Genomic DNA, 1,864 nt, shown 5'->3' with positions numbered 1-1,864 from the left:
CCCCCCTTATCAAGGGGGGATTAAGGGGGGATCAGCGCCCCCCTTATCAAGGGGGGATTAAGGGGGGATCGAACCTAAAATCCATTTTTAATTTAATTATAACCAGCTACTTACATCTTAGTTTATTTACTAAACACCTAGTTTTTGCAATGTTAGTAAACGTTCTTCAGTAAACTGCTCGTACACTGTTTTCAGATGAGCAATATTTTCCTCCTCTGTTTCCAAAGGTTTCCCATCTTTAACCACTTTTTTGCCTTGACTTGCCAAAATTTGCCAGACAAATTGTACTGCATCTTGGTTAGAGGATTTAGCCAAGAGGAATAATTGTTCTAAACGATTGACCACTACTCCAGTCCCAATCAAAGGAGAAGCTAAAAAGCTTAATTCCTCATCATAGATCGCTTTCGCTTTCACTGCATTATTAAAAGCATCAGTAGATGGTTTCCGTTGTTGACAAGTTTGCTCATCCACAGCAGGATGAATATAGCCAATACCAGTTAAAATCATCAGAGCTTGGTAAAGACCATTTAAGTTAATATTTGAGGTTTTGGGATGATTTTGCAGTTGCTGTAAAGTTTGGGGAGATTCTGCCAAAACTTCACAAATTGGCTGATAAATTGCCTCCTGTAACTTAACTTCTCCCACGGGAAACTGCTGCTCGAACTTGATATTTGCGGGATTAACAAGCAGAGCAAACCGGGTTTCTTGTAGTTGTTTAAGCTGTTCTTGGTTGGTTAAACTTAAGGAGCCTCGACTAAAAATATCACGACGGAATTGGCTATTAAGAAAGAAATCTCGCACCACTTCCCGATAGATTGGGTCGCTGATTTTTGCTAATTTTTCTTGGGCAACTGGAGAGAGATTGACCGCATCAATATGGTCATTAATATGAGCGGAACCCACATATTTAAGTTTAGCATCTTCTAATTCTTTCGCCACTTCATCGAAGTAAAAAGAATTCCATTCCTGATTGAAATACTCGTGAGCTAAATAATAACGATTTTGTTCCTTTAGGCGCTCGTAACGATTTTTTAAAATTGGATTTTGGGCAAAATAACTAGCATTAGCCTCTAATAATTCTCCTGTAAAATTAAGTGCCTGTTCAATGCGGGTTAAAATTGGTTCGGAACTGTGTTGACCATGACGCAACATTAAAGCCTGCATCGGCATCGCTGCTGACCAACCCGGAAGGGCATTATAGGAGATATAAACTAATCCCCCCACCTTGAGATTGCGGTGAATAAAATTAACTATTGCTTGGCGATTTTTGGCACTAATCCAGCTATAAATTCCGTGCAGACTGATGAAGTCAAATTGAGGTAAATCTCGCTCTACAAATTCCTCAAAACTATCATCAAAGAAAAGAATATTCTTCATTCCCGCCTTGGCCGCTAAATCTCTAGCTGTGGCGATATGGCTAGGATTGAAATCATTGGCATAAAATTGGGCGTGGGGATAGGTAGCCGCTAAAATATTCGTGGTAAAACCCTGACCACAGGCCAATTCACAATAGGTAAATTCTTGACCGGAATCGGGGGGTTGAATGGATTTCATCAGAGTCGCTAAACCTAATTTTAGGGGACTTAACTCGCCGTAAAAGCCGCTAGTGTAGTTAACTTCCAATACATATCCTTCTGTCCAACTCATAGATTTTCCTCAAATATAATGACAATTCCTAAAATTAAGACTCGATTATACAGCAAAAGAGCCATGTCCCCTAGATTGGCTCTTTTGGATTTGGTGGGTAAAATGTATTCTGAGATACAGTCCTGCTGGCGAGGGAGTGGAGGGAACCACTCCAGACACAGAGGACACAAAGATCGATCCTATGTAAGTTAAACTTATCACACAGAACCTAGAAGAG

The 1,864-nt window shown here is 40.2% G+C and carries 1 protein-coding gene; it reads right to left on the bottom strand.

The genetic code is table 11. From position 1 onward, the window contains the following. Positions 1-129: 129 nt before the first annotated feature. Entirely contained in the window at positions 130-1,647 is a 1,518-nt protein-coding gene (locus O9323_RS16560) for a methyltransferase regulatory domain-containing protein (protein ID WP_002793597.1), read from the bottom strand. Positions 1,648-1,864: the final 217 nt, after the last annotated feature.

Source organism: Microcystis sp. LE19-131.1A (genome assembly GCF_027532015.1).
GTDB classification, from domain to species: Bacteria; Cyanobacteriota; Cyanobacteriia; order Cyanobacteriales; family Microcystaceae; genus Microcystis; species Microcystis ichthyoblabe_A.
This window is presented reverse-complemented; position numbering and strand designations above follow the sequence as displayed.

Coding starts and splice junctions, on each gene's coding strand:
- O9323_RS16560 (WP_002793597.1), bottom strand. CDS start 1,647: ATGAGTTGGACAGAAGGATATGTATTGGAAGTTAACTACACTAGCGGC.